Raw genomic sequence first — 18,534 nt, forward strand, 5'->3', positions numbered from 1 at the left:
GGGAGAGGGTCGGGGTGAGGGCAGGCGTCGCGCAATGGCCCGCGTGCCGAGGGCGCTGCGCCCTCACTTGACCGGCAGGAAGACGAGAAACGGCGCCGCCACCAGGCTCTGCATGTAGTCGATGGCCGCGCGCCGGTAGCGCTCGGTGGTGTAGGTGGCCAGCAGGTCGAGCCGGCCGATGATCTGGCCGAACTCGCGCTCGAAGCTGAGGTTGCGCACCTCGCCCGTGATCTCGTTGGCGTGCAGCAGCGGCTGGCCGGCGGCGTCGCGCCGCGTGTTCAGGATCCACAGCGCCGTCTCCATGTTGCGCGCGGCGTTGTAGATGTGCTGCGGGTCGATGCCGTCCAGGTAGTAGAACTCGCGCCGGCCGCCGTGCGCGGTGACCAGGGTGTCGGCGCAGGCGGCAATGAAGGCCGCCACGCGGTCGCCGGTGAAACCGGGCGACAGCGCCGTTGAGAGCGCGGCCACGTCGCGCTGGCCCTGCAGCGGGGCCCAGGGCTGGCCGCCCAGCACGCTGGCGTCCAGCTGGGCGAGGGCCGCCTCGCGCGTGGCGGCCGTCTTGCGCCACTCGGCTGGGTTGCGGCGGTACAGCTTGTCCGCCAGCCGGCGCAGGCTGGCCAGGTTGGCGCGCATGGCCGCCTGGGTCAGGCGGTTGCCGTCGCTTTGCAGCAGCTCGCCGGACTGAAAGCTGGCGCCCTGCACTTCGCCGCGCGCTGTCGGGGCGCTGCTGGCGCAGCCGGCCAAAGCGCCGGCCAGCAAAAGGGCCGCCAAGGCGGCCCCATGGGCACCGCGCGCCGCGCGATGCGTAGCGGTGGAGACTTCAGGCGCTCTTGCCGCCGCTCTTGTCCGTGCCGAACGTGATCTCACCGGAAAGCTGGCCTCCTTCTTCGATCACGATCTTGCCATAGCGAATCTTGCCCGTGACCTTGCCGGTGGCGAAGATCACCAGCTTCTCGCGCACGGTGAGCGTGCCGTCGAAGCTGCCGCGCACCTCGGCGATGTCGATTTCGGCCGAACCCTTGAAGGCGCCCTGCTCGGCGATCTGGATCACGCGCGAGTTCATGGTCGCCTCGACCGTGCCCTCGACCACCAGCGTGTCGCAGTCGGTGATTTCGACGCCCTTGAGCTTGATGTTGGGGCCCACCGTCAGCTTGGCGCCGCTGTCGGACGCGGCATGGGCCGCCGGCGTGGCCGTCAGCGGGCTGGCGGGCGTGCTGGGCGGCACCGGAGCCGCGAAGGCTTGCGCACTGCTGCTGCCGGCGGACCCGAGTGAACTGGTGCCGCCCAGTGAGCTGCCTGCGGGGCGGGTGGGGGTGGGGTCGGTGTCGCGCTTGCCGAAAAACGGTCCTTGCAGTGCCATGCTTTCTCCTAAGTAACAAAATCGGTCTAAAGGTCGGTCGATCCTAAGGGCGCATCTCGGGATAATGCGTCCAACAACGCGCAAGAGTCGTAACGAATTCATGACTCGGACGGGCGCGCCCCTCCCCGCTGGCCGGCACGTTACCATGCCAGCGCCCCGCCGCCATCCCCATAGCGCCCCTGCATGCCCCACCCACCCGCCTGGATCGAAACCGCCGCCGACGCGCGCGCGGTGCTGCAGGGCCGGTGGACGGCCGGCGCGCTGGGCAGCAAGAAGGCCTGGCGCGCCGCCCAGGCGGCGTTGGCCCAGGTGGCGCCGGGGGCGGCCTGGGACCTGCGCGCGCTGCAGGCCTTCGACCACCTGGGCGCGCTGACCCTGTGGCAGCACTGGGGCCGGCAGTGGCCGGCGCAGCTGCAGGCGCACGAGGGGCAGCGCGCCCTGCTGGAGCGCGTGGCTGCGCTGCGGACGGCCGAGCTGCCCCAAGAACGCCGGGGCCTGGGCGCGCGCGTGGACGCCTTCGGCACCGCCATCCTGGGCGCGCTGGCGCAGCTGCGCGACTTCGTGGCGCTGGCGGGGCAGCTCTTGCTGTCCACGCTGCGCCTGCTGGCGGCGCCGCAGCGCGGGCCGTGGCGGGACTTTTCGGGCCACCTGTACCGCATCGGCGCGCAGGCGCTGCCGATCACGGCGCTGGTGGGCTTTCTGATCGGCGTGGTGCTGGCCTACCTGATGAGCCAGGTGCTGCGCCAGTTCGGCGCCGAAACCTTCATCGTCAACATCCTGGGGCTGGCGCTGATCCGTGAACTGGGGCCGCTGCTGGCGGCGGTGCTGATCGCCGGGCGTTCGGGCTCGGCCATCACGGCGCAGATCGGCGTCATGCGCGTGACCGAGGAGCTGGACGCCATGCGCGTGCTGGGCATTCCCAAGGGCTTTCGCCTGGTGCTGCCGCGCGCCATGGCGCTGGCCATCGCCATGCCGCTGATCGCCGTGTGGACCACGGTGGCGGCGCTCATCGGCGGCGTGCTGGCCGCCGACGTGACGCTGGGCATCAACGCCAGCTATTTCCTGGAGGCGCTGCCGCGCGTGGTGCAGGCGGCCAACCTGGGGCTGGCGGTGGGCAAGTCCTTCGTCTTCGGCCTGTTCATCGCGCTCATCGGCTGCCACTACGGCCTGCGCGTCAAGCCCAACACCGAGAGCCTGGGCCAGGGCACGACGGCGTCGGTGGTGACCTCGATCACCGCCGTGATCCTGATCGACGCGCTGTTTGCCGTCGTGTTCAAGAACGTGGGGATCTGATGGACGTCGTCGCCGCTCCCGCAGCCGACCGCGCCCGCGCCGCCGATGCGGTCATCGAGGTGCGCGGCCTGTGGAGCGTGTTTCCGACGCCGGGCGGCAGCCCCGTGGTGGTGCACCGCGACCTCGACCTGACGGTGCGCCGTGGCGAGGTGCTGACCCTGGTGGGCGGCTCGGGCACCGGCAAGACGGTGCTGCTGCGCCAGATGCTGGGGCTGAACCGGCCGGCACGCGGCCGCATCACCGTGCTGGGCCGGCCGGTGGCCGAGCTGACCAGCGCCGGCGCCGCCGCGCGCGTGGGCATGCTGTTTCAGCAGGGCGCGCTGTTCTCGGCCTTCAACGTGCTGGACAACATCGCCCTGCCGCTGCGCGAGACGCGCGCCGTGCCCGACGCGCTGGCGCGCGAGGCGGCGCTGCTCAAGCTGCAGATGGTGGGCCTGCAGCCCGGCGACGCGCTCAAGATGCCGGCCGAGCTGTCGGGCGGCATGATCAAGCGCGTGGCGCTGGCGCGCGCGCTCGTCATGGACCCGCCGCTGCTGATGCTGGACGAGCCCACCGCCGGGCTCGACCCGGACAGCTCCGACGCCTTCGTCGCCCTGCTGCGCTCGCTGCACCAGGAGCTGGGCCTGACGGTGGTGATGGTCACGCACGACCTGGACACGCTGTTCGAGCTGGCGGACCGCGTGGCCGTGCTGGCCGAGCAGCACGTCATCGTCTGCGCGCCGGTGCCCGAGGTGCTGGCCTTCGATCACCCCTTCATCCGCCACTTCTTCCTGGGCGAGCGCGGCCAGCGGGCCATGGAGCTGCTGAACACCCGCCGGCACACCGAGAAAGGACAATAAGTCATGGAAAACAAAGCCCACGCGCTGGCCGCCGGCCTCTTCGTGCTGCTGGTGTCGGCCCTGCTGGTGGCCATGGCCCTGTGGCTGACGCGCGACGTGACCCACACCACCAACTACGAGATGACCACCGCCGACGGCGTGACCGGCCTGCAGGTGCAGGCCGCGGTGCGCTACAAGGGCGTGGCCGTGGGCAAGGTGACCGACATCGCCTTCGATCCGCGCGAGCACCACAACGTGCTGGTCACCATCGCCGTCAGCCCGCAGGCGCCGATCACCGCGTCCACCTTCGCCACGCTGGCGTTCCAGGGCGTCACCGGCCTGTCCTTCATCCAGCTCGACGACAACGGCAACTCCACCCAGCCGCCCGCACCCGGCCCCGACGGCGTGCCGCGCATTCCGCTGCGCCCCAACCCGCTGGGGCAGATTTCGGATCAGGCCGGCGCCCTGATCGGCAAGGTCGACCAGGCGATGGACCGGCTCAACGAACTGCTGGCGCCCGAGAACCAGGCCAAGCTGACCCAGGCGCTGACCGAGGTCGGCGCCGCCGCCGCCAGCGCCAACCAGCTGGCGCGCACCGCCGACCACACCCTGCGCGCCCAACTCGACCCGGCGCGCGCCGACCTGCCCGGCCTGATCCGCCAGGCCAGCCAGACCCTCAAGGCCACCGAGGGCGCCGCCAACGACGTGCGCCGCACGCTGACCGGGGTGGACGCGATGGTGGGCGACGCGCGCCAGGGCCTGACCCGCCTGACCGGCCCCGGCGGCGTGCTGGAGCGCGCCGACGAAAGCGCCAACACCGTCAACCGCACCACGCTGCCCAAGATCCAGAACCTGACCGAGGACGCCAGCCGCACCATCCGCCGGCTGGACCGCATCGCCAACACCCTGGGCGAGAACCCGCAGGCCCTGCTGTACGGCAGCGGCGCCATCGCGCCCGGGCCGGGCGAGCCCGGCTTCGTCGCCCCCGCCGCCACCGGCGCCGGCGCATCGCATTGAGCCAATACTATGAAACACATAGCTGTCAGCGCAATCCCCATGGGCGCCAGAGCCGTTTTTTGCCTGATGTTCGTGCTGCTGTCCGGGTGCGCCCTGCCGCTGCCCGACAAGCCGGTGCGCCCCGCCGCCTACGACCTGGGCCCGCCCCTGGCGATGCCCGCGGCCGCCCCGGGCGTGGCGCTGGGCTTCGACCGCGTGGAGGCGCCCACGGCCATCGACACCAACGCCATCGTCTACCGCCTGCTGTACGCCGGCGGCAGCCAGCAGCCGCGCCCCTATGCGCACGCACGCTGGAGCATGGCGCCCGCCCAGCTGGTCGGCCAGCGCCTGCGCGCGGCGCTGGCCGCCAGCCACCCGGTGCTGGATGCCGGCAACACCCTGGCCGTGCTGCAGTTGAGCGCCGAGCTGGACGAGTTCGCCCAGGTCTTCACCACGCCCGAGGCCAGCGAGGGCGTGGTGCGCCTGCGCGTGACCGCCATCGCGCCGCAGGCCCGCCAGGGCCGCCTGCTGGGCCAGCGCAGCTTCGTGCAGCGCGTGGCCGCCCCCACGCCCGACGCCGCCGGCGGCGCACAGGCCCTGCGCGAAGCCACCGACACCGTGCTGCGCGAGGTGGTGGACTGGGTGAACGCGCTGCCGGCGCCGCGCTCGTGAGAGCGCAATGCGAACAGCCGAACGCAGAGGACGCAGAAAGAACAGAATTTCAAATGAATACCGCTGAAATGACGCGACCATGCGCATAACGTACTATTGATTTGAAAGCATTTTTCTGGCTGTTTTTTGCGTCTTCTGCGAGTCCTTTGCGCCCTCTGCGTTCGGCTGTTCAATTCAACGATCCCTTCGGCACCCCATGTTCCATCTCAGCGTCCCCTGGTGGGAGTTCATCGTCCGCGGGGTCGTGGTCTACCTGTTCCTGCTGGTGTTTTTGCGCCTGACCGGGCGCCGGCAGATCGGCCAGTACGACCCGTTCGACCTGATCCTGCTGCTCATCCTGTCCAACGCGGTGCAGAACTCGATGAACGCGGGCGACAACTCGCTGATCGGCGGCCTGATCTCGGCGCTGACCCTGATCGGCTGCCACGTGCTGATCTCGCGCCTGGGCTGGGCCAGCCCGCGCCTGGCGCGCTGGCTGGACGGCGCGCCGCGCGTGCTGATCCGCGCCGGCACGCTGGACAAGGACACCCTGCGCGACGAGCGCCTGACGCTGGACGACGTGCAGGCCGCGCTGCGTGCCGCCGGCTGCCTGCACACGCACGAGGTGGAGCGCGCCACCATCGAGACCAACGGCCAGATCACCGTGGTGCTGCGCAACCGCGCCTCGGCGCAAGGCGATGCGGCCACGCCCGCGCCGCCGGCCGCCTGAACGGCGGCATCACGCCGCAAAGCGCAGCTGCAGCCGGCAGCCCTGGCCGGGCGCGCTGTCCAGCGTCAGCTCGGCACCCAGTTGTTCGGCCTGCTCGCGCAGGCCCAGCAGGCCGAAGTGGCCCGGGCGCGGCTGCCGCACGTCGAAACCCACGCCGTCGTCGGCCAGCGTCAGCCGCCAGCGCGCCGGCTCGTCGCTGTCGGGCGCGGGCAGGCTTTCGGGCTGCAGCGCCAGCGTGAGGTGGCGCGCCTGCGCGTGGCGCTCGACGTTGCGCAGCGCCTCGCGCGCCATGGCCAGCACGGCGGCCGCGCGCTCGTCCACCAGCTCGGCGGCGGCCGGGGCTATGTCGGCCGTCAGGGCCACGCCGCTGCGCTCGGCCAGACGCCGGGCCAGCGCCTGCAACTCGGGGCCCAGGCCGCTGTCGGCCACGCCGGAGGCGCGCATCTGGCCGATGGCCGCGCGCGCCTCGGCCAGGCCGCTGGCGGCGGCCTGCTCGGCCTCGGCCAGTTCGGCCTGCCATTGCTCGGCGCTCCAGCGCGCGCCCAGCTTGCGCATCAGGCGGATTTGCGTCAGCAGCGCCATCAGCGAATGCGCCAGCGTGTCGTGCAGGCCGCGCGCCAGGCGCAGGCGCTCGCGCGTGACGGCGGCGCGCCGCGCGTCCTGCGCCAGCCGCTCGATGCGCGCGGTGCGCGCCGCCACGCGCGCGTCCAGCTCGGTGTTGAGTCGCGCCAGCGCGGCCTTCTCGGCCTGCAGGTGCTCGATCAGCTCGGCCAGCGCCTGGCCGATGGCGTGCACCTCGTCGCGCCCGGCCGGCACCGTCACGCCGGCGCGCTGCCCGCCCTGCACCGCCCGCGCCTGCCGCGCCAGCGCGCGCAGCCGGCGCAGCGGCCGGTGCGCCACGCCCACCGCCACCAGCGCCGCCAGCAGGCCGGCGCCCAGCACGCCCAGCAGCATGGTGCGGCGCGCCTGGCGCGCCTGCGCCAGGGCGCTGACGGCGTCCTCGCGCACCAGCAGCTTCCAGCCGGCGCCGCCGGCGGGCGTGCCGGCATCGGCGCGCGGGCTCGGGCGGCCCACCAGGTAGCGGCCCTGCTCGCTCGGGTCGGCCAGCGGCGCGCCCTCGGGCACCTCGGGCGGGCCGGCCAGCAGGCGATCCTGCGCATCGAGCAGCAGCAGCTGCAGCGGGGCGCCGCCGGCCAGGGCGCGCAGGCGCGCGTCCAGCTCGGCCTGCAGCCACAGCCAGGGCAGCTGCGCCACCAGCACGCCGGCCGGCGGCGCGCCGGCGGCGGCCAGCGGCACGCTCAGCACCAGGGCGTCGTCCGCGCCGGCGGCGCGCGCGCGCTGCACGATGAGCTGCGGCGCGCGCAGGGCCTGCGCCATGTGCCCCTGCAGGGCGGCGGGCGCGACGGCATCGGCGGCGTCGGTGGCGGCCAGCAGCTGGCCCTGGGCGTCGCGCAGGCCGATCCAGCCCAGCACCGGCTGCGCGCGCTGCAGCGCCTGCAGGCGCGCGGCCCAATCCGGCGCGCCCGCGCCGTCCAGCTGCCACTGGGCGGCGCTGGCCTGCAGGGCGGCCAGCAGCACCTGCACGCGCGCAGCCAGCGCGTCGGCGGCCTGGCCGGCGGTCTGGCCCAGGCGCGCCTGGGTGTTGGCGCGCACCTGGCGCTCGGCCGTGCCGGCCGCCAGCTCGGCCGCCACCAGCGCGCCGACGACAACCAGCACGAACACCGCCCAGCCGACGGCGGCGGCGATGTGGCGGCGCGGGTCGAGCCGCTGCGCCAGCGGCTCGCGCGGCGCGCCGTCATCCGGCGTGGGCGCTTGCGATAAGCTTGATGTCATGCCATGCCAGCACAGATCCAGGGTGCGCCCATTGTCGGCCAGCGGGCGGCGCCGGAGCGCCCGATGAGCGTCGCGCCGGGCCGCCCCAAGCCAGCTCGCACCGCAGTGCGCAGCACGGAGGTACTGCCGTGAGCGAAGCCGCGTCAGCGCCGCTGCGCCTGCTGGTGGCCGACGACCAGCCCATCATCCGCCGCGGCCTGGCGCTGATGCTGGACGCCGAGGACGACATCGCGGTGGTGGGCCAGGCGGCCGATGGCCAGCAGGCGCTGGAGCTGGCGCGCGCGCTGCGGCCCGACGTGGTGGTGATGGACCTGCAGATGCCGCGCCTGGGCGGCGTGGCCGCCACGCGCCAGCTGGCGGCCGAGTTGCCGCGCGTGCGCGTGGTGGTGCTGACCACCTTCGACGACGACGAGCTGGTGTACGAGGCGGTGCGCGCCGGCGCCCACGCCTACCTGCTGAAGGACGCCGCCGAGGCCGAGGTGCTGGACACCGTGCGCGCCGTGCACCGTGGCGAATCGCGCCTGTCGCCGGCGGTGGCGCGCAAGGTGCTGGAACAGTTTCGCACCCTGGCGGCCGACGCCCGCCACGCGGGCAGCCCGCCGCCCTACCCCGGCACGGCCCGCGCGCCCGCGCCGCACGCGCTGCAGGAGCCGCTGTCGGACAAGGAGGAGCGCGTGCTGGCGCTGCTGGCCGACGGCCTGTCCAACAAGCAGATCGCCGAGCGCGTGTTCCTGGCCGAGGGCACGGTGAAGAACTACGTCAGCCGCATCATGGACAAGCTGCACGCGCGCAACCGCACCGAGCTGGCGGTGATGGCGCAGGGGCGGCACGGTTGAGGCGCTGAGTCCGTTTCGCATTCGATCAGATCAAACATGCCAGCCGCGGGGTGGGATCAGGCCGTCGGGGCGCCCGGCTCCGTTCATGTCCCCCACCGGCCTGCGGCCGGCTCCGCCTTCACTTCACTGCGCCGGGCGCCCCGACGACCTGATCCGAGGCGTCGCTGACTGAACGTGCCACCGGGTATGAGCCATCACTGCATGAACCAGCCGTGGCTGACCACCAGCGACTGGCCGGTGAGGGCGTTGCTGGGCCAGGCGGCAAAGGTCAGCGCGGCCTGCGCCACGTCGTCGGTGGTGGTGAACTCGCCGTCGACGGTGTCCTTGAGCATCACGGTCTTGATGACGTCGGCCTCGCTGATGTGCAGTTCGGCCGCTTGTTCGGGAATCTGCTTTTCGACCAGCGGCGTGCGCACGAAGCCGGGGCAGATGACGTTGGCGCGGATGTTGTGCGCCGCGCCTTCCTTGGCGATGACCTTGGCCAGGCCTTCCAGGCCGTGCTTGGCCGTGACGTAGGGTGCCTTCAGCTTGGAGGCCTCCTTGGAGTGCACCGAGCCCATGAAGATGATGGCGCCGCCGCGCCCCGAGGCGATCATCTGCCGCACCGCCGCGCGCGCGGTGAGAAAGCCGCCGTCCAGGTGCACGGCCAGCAGCTTCTTCCAGTCCGAAAACTTGAAGTCCTCGATCGGCGCGACGATCTGGATGCCGGCGTTGCTGACCACGATGTCGACCGCGCCCAGCGTCTTTTGCACTTGGGCGAAGCCGGCCTCCACCGCGGCCTCGTCGGTCACGTCCATCACCACGGCCAGGGTCTTGACGCCCTTCTTGGCGATGGCGTCGGCGGTGGCCTGCGCGTCGGCCAGCCGGAGGTTGGCGATCACCACATTGGCGCCGGCATCGGCATAGACCTCGGCGATGCGCTTGCCCAGGCCGCTGGCGGCGCCGGTGACGAGGGCGGTCTTGCCCTTGAGGCTGAGGGTGGTGCTGGCTTGGACTTGGGGGTTGTTCATGAGGATGCTCCGGTTGAGATTTAAATGAAATCGGGCTCTGGCGCCCGTCGATCAAGCGCCAACAGCTATCAAATTGATACTATTTGGCATGCTTGCCGGCGGCGCTGTCGGCCAGGTAATCGTGCACCACTTCGCCCAGGCCCAGGGTCAGGTCGGTCAGGATGTGCACCGCGCCCACCACCTCCAGCACCGGCAGGCGCGCCACGGGCGCCAGCACGTGGTCGAACAGCTGCAGCGCGGCCGGGCCTTCCCAGGCGCCCTTGATGGTCACGTCCTGGCAGTGGTAGCGCACCAGCTCGCAGATGCGCGGCGTGCAGTCCACGTGCGGCATGATCTTCAGCAGGTAGTTGGCGCCGGCGACGGCCGCCAGCGCCTTGGCGTGGTCGAACGGCCGGTGCTTGTAGCCCATGGTGCCGGTGGCCACGCGGAGGTCGCCGTAGTCCAGCGTGCCGACCAGCACGTCCTTGTCCACGCGCAGGCTGGGGCCGGCCAGCTTCTTGGGAAAGCCCCAGATCTCGCGCCCGCCGGCGATCGGCGCGTCGTCGTTGAGGAACATGTTGTGCGAGTAGGTGCCGGGCTCGCCCTTGAACGTGACGGGAATGACCTGGCCCGACTCGGTGTAGTCGCCGAAGCCCGTCGAGTCGGGCATGCGGATGAACTCCATCTTGACGATGCCGCCCGGCGCGGGCTTGAGCGGCGCCGGCACCACGGCCTCCAGCAGCGCCGGGTCGGTGCGGTAGCTGATGACCATGAACTCGCGGTTGATGAAGCGATAGGGCCCGCGCGGGTAGATCGGGCTGGTCAGCGGCATGGCCCAGGCCTGGGCGCGAACGTCGTGCTGATTCATGATGGTTTGTCCTTCGGGTTGACGGCGGGGGCGCGGCGCGGCATGGGCGCGTCGGGATGGGGGTCGAGCACGCGAAATTCGCCCGGCCCGGGCGCGCCCTGGCGGCCCAGCAGCTGCAGCGCGGCCCCCATGTCGGCGCCGCCGGCCTGCCAGTGCTCGGCCATCGACAGGTGCGAGAACTCGTAGTCCTTGGTCTGGGTCTCGCTGTCCTTGCGCCGGTGGATCACGTGCACCAGGGTGATGGGCGCGTCCAGCGTGCCGGCCAGCAGGGCCTGCACCTCGGCGCTGCCGCGCTGGGCCTTGGGCAGCAGCGCGGCCAGGCGGCGCAGGCGCTGGTGCAGCTGATGGCGCGCGCGCACCTCGTCGCTGACCAGCCGCGTGCGGCTGGAGTAGCGGATGTCCTTCTCGCGCTCGGCCGCGTCGGCCAGCGTCTCGGGCACGCGCCCGCGGGCGCGAAACAGGTCGATCTGGAACACCGTGACCGGCTGCCGGGAACCGGCCGGCAGCTGGTCCATCACGTAGGTGAGCGGGGTGTTGGACACCAGGCCGCCGTCCCAGTAAAAGTGCTCGCCGATGGGCACCGCGCCGAAGCCCGGCGGCAGCGCGCCGCTGGCCATCACGTGCTCGGGGCCGATGCGCTCGCGCCGGTTGTCGAAATAGGTGAAGTTGCCGCTTTGCACATCGACCGCGCCGACCGAAAAGCGCATCGGACCCTGGTTGAGCAACTCGAAGTCCACCAGCTCCAGCAGCGTGTCGCGCAGCGGCGCGGTGTCGTACCAGCTGGCGGGTGGCTGCGGCCACCAGGCCAGCGGCGGGCGCGGGGCAAAAAAGCCCGGCACGCCGACGGCCGCGCCCCACAGGGCCATGGCGTTGTCCCACCAGCCGCGCACCGGCGCCACCCACTCGGCCTGCGGGCGCAGCGGCAGCGCCAGGCTCACGCGCTCCCAGAACGCGCGCAGGCGCTCGACGCGCCGCCCCGGCGGATTGCCGGCAATCAGCGCCGCGTTGACCGCGCCGATCGAGATGCCCGCCACCCAGTCCAGCGCCTGCGCGCGCAGCGCCAGCGCCTCGTAGGCGCCGCCCTGGTAGGCGCCCAAGGCGCCGCCGCCTTGCAGCACCAGGGCGGTCAGGGGTGCTTTCAATGCGTGGGAACCTGCGAGTCGCGGCATGGATGGGGCCTGAGAGGAGTTGGCAGTGTGTCGATCCGATTCAGCCCGTTCGGTGGTCTATCGCGTGCAGCGCATCACCATCAACGAGCCCAATGGCCGCGGAGCAAGCCGGGCCAGCGACCGCCGCGGCCGGGCTTGCACCGGCCGCTGGCGGTGCCCCCTCGAGGGGGGATGCCGAAACATCGCGCAGCGAGTGGAGCAACGGGGGTGGGTCATATCATCCAGTGGAAGTTGGCGTCCATGCCCTTGGGGCCGATGTGGATCTCGCGCGTCAGCGTGTCGCCCCGGTAGTCCGCGGTGACGCGGTAGTCACCCTGGGGCAGCTGCACGTAGGTCATCGGGCCGGCGTCCTTCAGGCGCAGCACGGCGCGGCCGCTGTGGTCGAACACCTTCAGCTTGACGTCGGCGACGAATTCGTTGCTGGTCTTGTCCGAGAAAGTCATGCGCAGCGGCCAGTGGCGCGCGTCCTTGTGCATGCGCTCTTCGCTCAACTGGCCGACGCCGCCGTTCAGGTAGGTGGTGCCGGGCACGACGTCGAACATCGTCACGTCCTCGTCGACCACCGCGGGCTTGTTGGCGGGGGCGGTCTTGGCCGGCGCGGTGGTGGCGGGCGCGGCGGCCCAGGCGGGGGCGGCCAGGGCGCCGCCCAGCGTCAGGGCGGCCAGCGCCACGGCCGTGCGCAGGCCGGCGCGTTGGATGGTGATCGTGTTCATGATGGGCTCCATGTTCATCGGCGCTTGGGGGATGCCTGCGAAACGCCGTTGCAGTGACGACCTCGGGAGGTCATCGGGCATGGCCCACACGATAGGCGCCGCCGCCGCGCCGGCACAGTGCCGATGGTCACGACTTGCAGTGACCGGCCGCACGATCGCGGCCGTGCCCGGCTCAGCCGCCGGTGGACGCACCCGGCGTGCGGCGGCGGAACATGCCATAGCCGTCCATCAGCAGCACCTGCTCGCCGCGCTGGTTGAACATCTCCCAGAGGGTGCGCACCAGGCCGACGTCGGGGCGCGACTTCATCGGCCGCGTCTCGAGCACGCGCTGGCGCAGCGTGAGCGTGTCGCCCGGAAACACGGGCCTCCGCCACTGCAGCTTTTCCAGCCCGGGCGAGCCCAGGCTGGACGATTCGAGCAGGAAGTTGCGCACCATCAGTCCCATGGCCATGCTGCAGGTGTGCCAGCCGCTGGTGGCCAGCCGGCCGAAGATCGACTGCGCGGCGGCCTCGTCGTCGAGGTGAAAGGGCTGCGGGTCGTAGCGGCCGGCAAAGGCCAGCGCCTCCTCGCGCTCGACGGTGACGCTGCCCAGCTCGATGGTCTGGCCGGCGTGCAGGTCTTCCCAGTAATACTTGATGGTCTTGTCGGCCTTGGCTTGCGGCATGCGGGTTTCCATGAAAAATCGGCGGCGGGCCGGCCGAACGCGCGGGCGGCCGCTCTCTGCTAAAACAGGCCCATTATTCGCAAGGTTCGCCATGTCCCGCACCGTCGACTACTTCTTCACCCCGCAAAGCCCCTGGGCATACCTGGGCCACGCCCGCTTCGTCGAGCTGCTGCGCGCCAGCCGGCGCGCGGTGCGCGTGCTGCCGGTGGACTACGGCCGCATCTTTCCGCTCTCGGGCGGGCTGCCGCTGGGCCAGCGCGCGCCGCAGCGCCAGGCCTACCGGCTGGTCGAGCTGCGCCGCTTTGCCGAGCATCTGGGCGTCGCCCTGCACCCCGAGCCGCGTTTCTTCCCGGTCGACGGCGGCCCCGCCGCGCGCCTGATCACCGCCGTGGCGCAGGCCGACGGCCCGGACGCCGCGCTGCGCCTCGCCGGCGCCGTGATGGCCGCCTGCTGGGCCGAGCAGCGCGACATCGCCAGCGCCGGCACCTTGGCCGAGCTGCTGGACGAAAGCGACCTGCCGCCCGAGCGCCTGGGCGCGGCGCAGGCGCCCGAGGTGCAGGCGCGCTACGAGGCACAGACCCAGTCGGCCATCGACGCCGGCGTGTTCGGCGCGCCCACCTACGTCATCGAGGGCGAGCTGTTCTGGGGCCAGGATCGGCTGGACTTCGTGCGCCGGGCGCTGGGGCTTTGAAAAAGCCACTGCAGAACAGCCGAACGCAGAGGACGCAAAGGAATCGCAAAGGGCGCAGAAAATTCAAGCTTGGGTTGTGGCGCGCGTGACCATGGAACGCCCAACGATCCATACAGGAGCAAAAGCATGGGGCAATGGATTGAACTGAAAGCCGCCGACGGCCAGGCCGTCACCGCCTGGCAAGCCGAGCCGGCCGGCGCGCCGCGCGGCGCCGTGGTGGTGCTGCAGGAAATCTTCGGCGTCAACGCGCACATCCGCGCGGTGGCCGAGGGCTACGCGGCCGAGGGCTATTTGGCGCTGGCGCCGGCCACCTTCGGGCGGGTGCGGGCCGGGGTCGACCTGGGCTACGACGAGGCCGCCATGCAGACCGGCATGGGCCTCAAGCGCGCGGCCGAGGCCTTGCCCGCGCCCGGCGTGCTGCCCGACATCCAGGCCGCCATCGATCACGCGCGGCAGGCGGGCGCCGGCAAGGTGGGCGTGGTGGGCTTTTGCTGGGGCGGCCTGCTGGCCTGGCGCGCGGCCAGCGGCTGCGCGCACCTGAGCGCCGCCGTGTGCTACTACGGCGGCGGCATGACGGCGCCGGCCGAGCTGGCGCTACAGCCCCGGGTGCCGGTGCAGGCCCACCTGTCGGATAACGACAAGTCGGTGCCACTGGAAGGCGTGGCGGCGCTGCGCCAGGCCCACCCGGCGGTCGACGTGCACCTGTACCCCGCGCCGCACGGCTTCAACTGCGACCGGCGCGCGGCCTGGAACGAGGCCGCGGCCACGCTGGCGCGCCAGCGCACGCTGGCGTTTTTTGCCCAGCATCTGCGCTGACTGCGTCGGTATCGGCGGCTCAACCGGTGCTGGATGCGCCGGCCTCCGCGTGCCGGAAAGCCTGCGCAAATTCATCCAGATGCGCCAGCAGCGCGCGCAGCGCGGCGCTGTTGTGGCGGCGCTGGGTGTAGACCGCGTGCAGCCAGATGTCGGTGGGTGAAAACGCCTCCAGCGCCGGCTCCAGCTCGCCACGCTCGAAGTGCGGTGCCAGGGCCCGGCGCGAGCCCCAGAGCACGCCCACGCCCTGCAGCGCCAGCGTCACCAGCGGCATCTGGCTGGTGGCGGCAAAGCGCGGCTGCAGCGGCAGCTCCAGCGGCTTGCCCTGCACGCTGAAATGCCAGCGCGGCGCCTCGCCGAACAGGTTGTGCGCCAGTTGCGCGTGGGTGAGCAGATCGCGCGGATGGCTGGGCTTGCCGTGCGCGCGCCAGTAGGCCGGCGCGGCGGCGGCGACGAAGTCGATCGGCACCAGGCGTCGCACGATCTGGTTGGCGTCGTCGATGGGGCCGACGCGAAAGGCCAGGTCGATCCCCTCCTCGACCAGATTGAGCACGCGGTCGGTCACGTGCAGGTCCAGCGTCACCTCGGGGTACTGCAGCAGGAACTGGCCCAGCAGGGCGGGCAGGTCGGTCTGCATCAGCCCGTGCGGGGCCGTCAGCTGCAGGCGTCCGCTGGGGTGCGTGGCGCGCTCGTGCAGCTCGCCCTGCGTCAGGTCGATCAGCTCCAGCAGCGCGCCGCTGCGCTCGAACAGCAGCTGCCCGGCGTCGGTCAGCGACACCTTGCGCGTGGTGCGGTTGAACAGGCGCAGGCCGAAGCGCGTTTCCAGCTGCACGATCGACTTGCTGACGCTGGCCGGCGACACCCCTTGCGCGCGCGCCGTGGCCGAGAAGCTGCCGCGCCGCGCGACTTCACGAAAGGTCTGGATGAGATCGAGCGAGTCCATGCCGACATTATTTCCAATCGGGAACAAGTGAAATCGTTCGGGATGGCTTTTTTAACCCCCCTGATCGGCCCAAACTGCGTTCCATCGAAGGCCCAAACAACTCAACCTTCGTGCCCCGCATGGCCGGTCGGCCACGGGACCCACTTGCCGATATGAAGGAATGCATCATGAAAAAGCTCAACACCACCCTCGCCGCCGCCGCCCTGCTGCTGTCGGGCACTGCCTTTGCGGGCAGCCTGCAGCCGGCCGCCGGTGAAGCGCCGTTTGCCGGCCAGGACGTGGTGCTCGCCAGCAGCCTGCAACGCCAGGACGTGCGCGCCGACGCCGCGCGCCAGCTGCCGGCCGCCGGCGAGTTGAGCGCCCAGGCCACGCCCGAGCCGGCCAGCAGCGTGACGCGCGCCGAAGTGCGCGCGGCCACGCGCCAGGCGCTGGCCCAGGGCTTTCACCCGGCCTCTGGCGAAGCCGCCTGATTCAGTGCGCCGGCCCCCCGGGGGCCGGCTGCCACGACCGAACCCCGCCGGCACGCGTGCCGGCGGGGTTTGCGGTTTTCAGAAGGTGTGAATGAATCCAGCGTGCCCGAAAGGAGCGTCAAAACGCGTCCGATCAAGGCGCAAAGCGCAGACGTAGCAAGAGCTACGGCGAGCATTTGCAACGCCGAGCGGGCGGGTTTTGGCGATCAAGACGGGCATGAGGGGCTCGTTCACACCTTCTCAGACCTCGTCGTCGCGCTCGTGGCTGAGATAGCGCCGGCGCCAGAACAGCACCACGATGGCCAAGGCCAGCGCCAGCAGCAGCAGCAGCGCCACCCACATGCCGATGCCGCTGTGAATGAGCGGCAGGTGGTCGAAGTTCATGCCGAAGAAGCCGGTGAACAGGTTCAGCGGCAAGAACACCGCCGTGATCGCCGTCAGCGTGCGCATGATGTCGTTGGTGCGCTGGCCCTGCGCGTTGAAGTGGATCTGCACCACCGTCTCGGCCGACTGCTCCAGCCGGCGCGCGTGGTGCAGCACGCGGTCGATGTGCTCCATCACGTCGCGCGCGCGTGCCACCAGCTGGTCGCGCCGCGCCAGCGCCTGCGTGGCGTCGGCGGCGTAGTCCGACAGCGGCTGCTCGCGCAGCGTGTCCAGCCATTCCTGCATGGCGTCCTGCTGCTCCTCGCACAGCTCCTGCAGCCAGTGCAGGCGCTGGCGCGCGCGCATCAGCGCGGGCCAGGTGCCGGCGCGCGCGTCGGCGCGCAGCAGCGCGTCCTGCACGCCGTCCATCGCGCGCGTCAGCTCCTTGCGGTGGTCCAGGTAGCTGTCGACCATCTGGTTGATCAACTGCAGCGCCAGGTCGGCCGGGCTTTGCGGCAGGCGCGAGCGCACGGCCTGCGCCTCCACGCTCAGGCGCGCGTCGGTGGCCAGGCGCTCGATGAAGGCGACCGCCGTCGGGCAGCCGGGCGGATGCACGCTGACCAGCAGGCGGTCGAACACCGCGAAGGCCACCGCGCGCGAGTCGATGCGCGCCAGGTCGGCGCCGCGCGGCGCCAGTCGCGCCTCGTCGGCGGTGGGCAGGCGCCGGAACACGATGCGGTCGTACACCGAGGTGGCGTCGTAGTTGGACGGGTGCGTCTCGTTGGCCAGGTCGCGCGCATGCACGTCCAGCAGGGCCGAGCCGCCCAGGCGCTGCGCCAGCGCCTGCTGCTCGGCCAGGGTGGCGGCGTATTCGGCGCGCTCCAGGTACACCCACACGAAGCCGTCGGCCGGCGCCTGCGCCGGCACGGTGTCGACGAAGCGCAGGCTGCCGGCGGTGAACTCGACGATGTGCACGAATTTATGCCAAATCGGCCTCTAGCACAGGTAGAACAAGCGCGAACAGCTATTTATTTCGTAGCAATCGCGCGGCGTCGCGTGCGAAGTAGGTCAGCACGCCGTCGGCGCCGGCGCGCTTGAAGGCCAGCAGCGCCTCCATCACCACGCGGTCGTGGTCCAGCCAGCCGTTTTGCGCCGCCGCCTTGAGCATGGCGTATTCGCCGCTGACCTGATAGGCGAAGGTGGGCACGCGAAAGGCGTCCTTCACGCGGCGCAGCACGTCCAGGTAGGGCATGCCGGGCTTGACCATCACCATGTCGGCGCCTTCCTGCAGGTCGATGGCGACCTCGCGCAGCGCCTCGTCGCCGTTGCCGGGGTCCATCTGATAGACCTTCTTGTCGCTCTGGCCCAGGTTGCCGGCCGAGCCCACGGCGTCGCGAAACGGGCCGTAGAAGGCGCTGGCGTACTTGGCGCTGTAGGCCATGATGCGGGTGTGGATGTGACCCTTGGCCTCCAGCGCCTGGCGGATGGCGCCGATGCGCCCGTCCATCATGTCGCTGGGCGCCACGATGTCCACGCCGGCCGCGGCCTGCACGAGCGCCTGCTTGACCAGCTGGCCCACGGTCTCGTCGTTGAGCACGTAGCCGCTCTTGTCCAGCCAGCCGTCCTGGCCGTGGCTGGTGTAGGGGTCGAGCGCCACGTCGGTCATGATGCCGAGCTCGGGAAAGCGCTTTTTCAGCTCGCGCACCACGCGCGGGATCAGGCCGCGCGCGTTGGTCGATTCGCTGCCCCTGTCGTCCTTGAGCTTGGCGTCGATCACCGGAAACAGCGCCATGACGGGAATGCCCAGCGCCACGCACTCCTCGGCCACCGGCAGCAGCAGGTCCAGCGACAGGCGCTCCACGCCCGGCATGGACGGCACGGCCTGGCGCTTGCCCTTGCCGTCGAGCACGAACACGGGGTAGATCAGGTCGTCGGCCGACAGGCGGTGCTCGCGCACCAGGCGGCGGGTGAAGTCGTCGCGGCGCAAGCGGCGCGGGCGCAGGGCGGGAAACGGGGCGGGTGCAAAAGGGGTCATGGGGGAAAATTGTGCCCCAAACGGCGGGCCGGCCGATGGCCGCTTGGCGATCGACCCGGCGGCACCGCGCGATCCCGCCACCCATGAAAAGTTCATGGGTTTTGTGCAAAGTCATGAACACTTTTGGTATAGTTCATTTGGGCGATTCGTCGCCCCCCGCTTTTCCTCCCTGAGCGGGAGCCTTGATGTGTGACAGCAGACAGGCTTTTCGACCCCAGCCGTTCGCGGCTGGGGTTTTTTACTGGTACCTGTCCGCCCGCCCGTTCGGCGGAACTTGCGCGGCAGCGGCCTACACTCAG

20 protein-coding genes are annotated in these 18,534 nt (G+C 71.4%); 9 read left to right on the plus strand and 11 right to left on the minus strand.

All coding sequences use genetic code 11. The features are described 5' to 3' along the window. Positions 1 to 63: 63 nt before the first annotated feature. Positions 64 to 771: a hypothetical protein gene (locus tag ACWHMB_RS18790; RefSeq protein ID WP_377482104.1), complete on the minus strand. Its 708-nt coding sequence runs from the start codon at positions 769 to 771 to the stop codon at positions 64 to 66. 49 nt (positions 772 to 820) lie between these two features. Continuing rightward, a complete protein-coding gene (locus ACWHMB_RS18795) occupies positions 821 to 1,360 on the minus strand; it encodes a bactofilin family protein (RefSeq protein ID WP_377482107.1) in 540 nt (179 codons plus the stop codon). Between the two features lie 183 nt (positions 1,361 to 1,543). Here ACWHMB_RS18795 and ACWHMB_RS18800 point away from each other — a divergent pair, with 183 nt between their 5' ends. The 5 genes from ACWHMB_RS18800 to ACWHMB_RS18820 all read left to right on the plus strand — a co-directional run bounded on the left by ACWHMB_RS18800 (position 1,544) and on the right by ACWHMB_RS18820 (position 5,848). Beyond that, positions 1,544 to 2,653, plus strand: coding sequence for an MlaE family ABC transporter permease (locus tag ACWHMB_RS18800; RefSeq protein ID WP_377482110.1), 1,110 nt, complete (start codon positions 1,544 to 1,546; stop codon positions 2,651 to 2,653). Beyond that, on the plus strand, positions 2,653 to 3,492 hold the full coding sequence (locus ACWHMB_RS18805; RefSeq protein ID WP_293219809.1) for an ABC transporter ATP-binding protein: 840 nt from the start codon (positions 2,653 to 2,655) through the stop codon (positions 3,490 to 3,492). The genes ACWHMB_RS18800 and ACWHMB_RS18805 overlap by 1 nt, the downstream gene beginning before the upstream one ends. A gap of 3 nt (positions 3,493 to 3,495) precedes the next feature. Then, on the plus strand, positions 3,496 to 4,488 hold the full coding sequence (locus tag ACWHMB_RS18810) for an MlaD family protein (protein WP_377482113.1): 993 nt from the start codon (positions 3,496 to 3,498) through the stop codon (positions 4,486 to 4,488). A 39-nt stretch (positions 4,489 to 4,527) separates the two neighbouring features. Further along, positions 4,528 to 5,139 (plus strand): ABC-type transport auxiliary lipoprotein family protein, encoded by a 612-nt coding sequence (locus tag ACWHMB_RS18815; RefSeq protein ID WP_377482116.1) that lies wholly within the window; start codon positions 4,528 to 4,530, stop codon positions 5,137 to 5,139. Between the two features lie 196 nt (positions 5,140 to 5,335). Next, positions 5,336 to 5,848, plus strand: a complete 513-nt coding sequence (locus tag ACWHMB_RS18820) for a DUF421 domain-containing protein (RefSeq protein WP_377482119.1) — start codon at positions 5,336 to 5,338, stop codon at positions 5,846 to 5,848. 9 nt (positions 5,849 to 5,857) lie between these two features. Here ACWHMB_RS18820 and ACWHMB_RS18825 read toward each other — a convergent pair whose 3' ends face one another. Then, positions 5,858 to 7,681, minus strand: a complete 1,824-nt coding sequence (locus ACWHMB_RS18825; RefSeq protein WP_447648681.1) for a sensor histidine kinase — start codon at positions 7,679 to 7,681, stop codon at positions 5,858 to 5,860. Positions 7,682 to 7,809: 128 nt separating this feature from the next. On the opposite strand from ACWHMB_RS18825, the gene ACWHMB_RS18830 reads away from it, so the two are divergent. Beyond that, positions 7,810 to 8,517: a response regulator gene (locus ACWHMB_RS18830; protein ID WP_377482125.1), complete on the plus strand. Its 708-nt coding sequence runs from the start codon at positions 7,810 to 7,812 to the stop codon at positions 8,515 to 8,517. 194 nt (positions 8,518 to 8,711) lie between these two features. Here ACWHMB_RS18830 and ACWHMB_RS18835 read toward each other — a convergent pair whose 3' ends face one another. The 5 genes from ACWHMB_RS18835 to ACWHMB_RS18855 all read right to left on the minus strand — a co-directional run bounded on the left by ACWHMB_RS18835 (position 8,712) and on the right by ACWHMB_RS18855 (position 12,920). Then, positions 8,712 to 9,527 (minus strand): 3-hydroxybutyrate dehydrogenase, encoded by an 816-nt coding sequence (locus tag ACWHMB_RS18835; protein WP_447648682.1) that lies wholly within the window; start codon positions 9,525 to 9,527, stop codon positions 8,712 to 8,714. Between the two features lie 79 nt (positions 9,528 to 9,606). Further along, positions 9,607 to 10,374, minus strand: a complete 768-nt coding sequence (locus tag ACWHMB_RS18840) for an acetoacetate decarboxylase (RefSeq protein WP_377482130.1) — start codon at positions 10,372 to 10,374, stop codon at positions 9,607 to 9,609. After that, positions 10,371 to 11,516, minus strand: a complete 1,146-nt coding sequence (locus ACWHMB_RS18845) for a patatin-like phospholipase family protein (RefSeq protein ID WP_377482133.1) — start codon at positions 11,514 to 11,516, stop codon at positions 10,371 to 10,373. Before ACWHMB_RS18845 ends, ACWHMB_RS18840 begins: the two co-directional genes overlap by 4 nt. Positions 11,517 to 11,755: 239 nt before the next feature. Continuing rightward, a complete protein-coding gene (locus ACWHMB_RS18850) occupies positions 11,756 to 12,256 on the minus strand; it encodes a hypothetical protein (protein WP_377482136.1) in 501 nt (166 codons plus the stop codon). A 172-nt stretch (positions 12,257 to 12,428) separates the two neighbouring features. Continuing rightward, a complete protein-coding gene (locus tag ACWHMB_RS18855; RefSeq protein WP_377482139.1) occupies positions 12,429 to 12,920 on the minus strand; it encodes a MaoC family dehydratase in 492 nt (163 codons plus the stop codon). 91 nt (positions 12,921 to 13,011) lie between these two features. Here ACWHMB_RS18855 and ACWHMB_RS18860 point away from each other — a divergent pair, with 91 nt between their 5' ends. Next, complete coding sequence (locus ACWHMB_RS18860; RefSeq protein WP_377482142.1) at positions 13,012 to 13,611, plus strand: 2-hydroxychromene-2-carboxylate isomerase; 600 nt, start codon at positions 13,012 to 13,014, stop codon at positions 13,609 to 13,611. 126 nt (positions 13,612 to 13,737) lie between these two features. Next, entirely contained in the window at positions 13,738 to 14,427 is a 690-nt protein-coding gene (locus ACWHMB_RS18865; protein WP_293221161.1) for a dienelactone hydrolase family protein, read from the plus strand. A 19-nt stretch (positions 14,428 to 14,446) separates the two neighbouring features. Here ACWHMB_RS18865 and ACWHMB_RS18870 read toward each other — a convergent pair whose 3' ends face one another. Further along, entirely contained in the window at positions 14,447 to 15,367 is a 921-nt protein-coding gene (locus ACWHMB_RS18870) for a LysR family transcriptional regulator (protein ID WP_377482145.1), read from the minus strand. A 167-nt stretch (positions 15,368 to 15,534) separates the two neighbouring features. Between ACWHMB_RS18870 and ACWHMB_RS18875 the strand changes: the two genes are divergently transcribed. Then, a complete protein-coding gene (locus tag ACWHMB_RS18875; protein ID WP_293221157.1) occupies positions 15,535 to 15,837 on the plus strand; it encodes a hypothetical protein in 303 nt (100 codons plus the stop codon). Between the two features lie 240 nt (positions 15,838 to 16,077). On the opposite strand, the gene ACWHMB_RS18880 is transcribed toward ACWHMB_RS18875, so the two are convergent. Further along, the gene (locus ACWHMB_RS18880; protein WP_293221156.1) at positions 16,078 to 17,175 is read right to left on the minus strand and encodes a magnesium transporter CorA family protein; all 1,098 of its coding nucleotides are present in this window, start codon (positions 17,173 to 17,175) and stop codon (positions 16,078 to 16,080) included. Positions 17,176 to 17,224: 49 nt separating this feature from the next. Then, positions 17,225 to 18,235, minus strand: coding sequence for a porphobilinogen synthase (gene hemB / locus ACWHMB_RS18885; RefSeq protein ID WP_293221155.1), 1,011 nt, complete (start codon positions 18,233 to 18,235; stop codon positions 17,225 to 17,227). Positions 18,236 to 18,534: the final 299 nt, after the last annotated feature.

This window comes from Ottowia pentelensis, from assembly GCF_964341695.1.

Bases quoted from the DNA above. Each gene is read 5' to 3' on its own strand.
- ACWHMB_RS18795 (WP_377482107.1), bottom strand. From the start codon at position 1,360: ATGGCACTGCAAGGACCGTTTTTCGGCAAGCGCGACACCGACCCCACC.
- ACWHMB_RS18800 (WP_377482110.1), top strand. From the start codon at position 1,544: ATGCCCCACCCACCCGCCTGGATCGAAACCGCCGCCGACGCGCGCGCG.
- ACWHMB_RS18805 (WP_293219809.1), top strand. From the start codon at position 2,653: ATGGACGTCGTCGCCGCTCCCGCAGCCGACCGCGCCCGCGCCGCCGAT.
- ACWHMB_RS18810 (WP_377482113.1), top strand. From the start codon at position 3,496: ATGGAAAACAAAGCCCACGCGCTGGCCGCCGGCCTCTTCGTGCTGCTG.
- ACWHMB_RS18815 (WP_377482116.1), top strand. From the start codon at position 4,528: ATGGGCGCCAGAGCCGTTTTTTGCCTGATGTTCGTGCTGCTGTCCGGG.
- ACWHMB_RS18820 (WP_377482119.1), top strand. From the start codon at position 5,336: ATGTTCCATCTCAGCGTCCCCTGGTGGGAGTTCATCGTCCGCGGGGTC.
- ACWHMB_RS18825 (WP_447648681.1), bottom strand. From the start codon at position 7,681: ATGACATCAAGCTTATCGCAAGCGCCCACGCCGGATGACGGCGCGCCG.
- ACWHMB_RS18835 (WP_447648682.1), bottom strand. From the start codon at position 9,527: ATGAACAACCCCCAAGTCCAAGCCAGCACCACCCTCAGCCTCAAGGGC.
- ACWHMB_RS18840 (WP_377482130.1), bottom strand. From the start codon at position 10,374: ATGAATCAGCACGACGTTCGCGCCCAGGCCTGGGCCATGCCGCTGACC.
- ACWHMB_RS18850 (WP_377482136.1), bottom strand. From the start codon at position 12,256: ATGAACACGATCACCATCCAACGCGCCGGCCTGCGCACGGCCGTGGCG.
- ACWHMB_RS18855 (WP_377482139.1), bottom strand. From the start codon at position 12,920: ATGCCGCAAGCCAAGGCCGACAAGACCATCAAGTATTACTGGGAAGAC.
- ACWHMB_RS18860 (WP_377482142.1), top strand. From the start codon at position 13,012: ATGTCCCGCACCGTCGACTACTTCTTCACCCCGCAAAGCCCCTGGGCA.
- ACWHMB_RS18865 (WP_293221161.1), top strand. From the start codon at position 13,738: ATGGGGCAATGGATTGAACTGAAAGCCGCCGACGGCCAGGCCGTCACC.
- ACWHMB_RS18870 (WP_377482145.1), bottom strand. From the start codon at position 15,367: ATGGACTCGCTCGATCTCATCCAGACCTTTCGTGAAGTCGCGCGGCGC.
- ACWHMB_RS18875 (WP_293221157.1), top strand. From the start codon at position 15,535: ATGAAAAAGCTCAACACCACCCTCGCCGCCGCCGCCCTGCTGCTGTCG.
- hemB (WP_293221155.1), bottom strand. From the start codon at position 18,235: ATGACCCCTTTTGCACCCGCCCCGTTTCCCGCCCTGCGCCCGCGCCGC.